Source organism: Vibrio aquaticus (genome assembly GCF_003970385.1).
Classification (GTDB): domain Bacteria; phylum Pseudomonadota; class Gammaproteobacteria; order Enterobacterales; family Vibrionaceae; genus Vibrio; species Vibrio aquaticus.
This window is the reverse complement of record NZ_RXZH01000079.1, coordinates 1-645: the sequence shown is the minus strand read 5'-3', so window position 1 is coordinate 645 and position 645 is coordinate 1. Positions and strand designations below refer to the sequence as shown.

The window sequence follows — 645 nt, the reverse complement described above, 5'->3', positions numbered from 1 at the left end:
GGAGAACGCTTACCACTTTGTGGTTCATGACTGGGGTGAAGTCGTAACAAGGTAGCCCTAGGGGAACCTGGGGCTGGATCACCTCCTTATACGATGATTACTCACGATGAGTGTCCACACAGATTGATGGTTTATGTAGTTTAAGAGACGATACTGGGTCTGTAGCTCAGGTGGTTAGAGCGTTCGCCTGATAAGCGAGAGGTCGGTGGTTCAAGTCCACTCAGACCCACCAATCTTCCTTCCAGAAAGATTGGCACACAGTATCAAACACCTGATGGGGCTATAGCTCAGCTGGGAGAGCGCCTGCCTTGCACGCAGGAGGTCTGCGGTTCGATCCCGCATAGCTCCACCATCTTTAAGTGTTCTTTCACAAGAATCTTTAAAAATGGTTTTCATCAGCTATTTATTAGTGAAGAAAGTCTGCTCTTTAACAATTTGGAAAGCTGACAAATCAACAATTTATTGTTGATTGTAAAGTTCTCAATGTTTGTCTTTATGACAAACACCAATACAACACATTCAAGTGTTCTTGGGAATGTCACTTTTAAGTGACTATTCAAAATTGAGTCCGGCAAAATCGAGTCTGCACATGTATAAAAATGCAGACAACTTTGGTTAGTTGACTATAAGACCCTTTGGGGTTGT

At 43.4% G+C, this 645-nt stretch carries 2 tRNA genes and 1 rRNA gene; all 3 read left to right on the top strand.

The annotated features are described in order from the left end of the window. Positions 1–89: ribosomal RNA gene (locus tag EJ063_RS20420) — 16S ribosomal RNA — on the top strand; the annotation flags it as partial. Positions 90–155: 66 nt separating this feature from the next. Next, positions 156–232: transfer RNA gene (locus EJ063_RS20415), tRNA-Ile, on the top strand. A gap of 44 nt (positions 233–276) precedes the next feature. After that, positions 277–352 (top strand) — tRNA-Ala (locus EJ063_RS20410). Positions 353–645 lie beyond the last annotated feature (293 nt).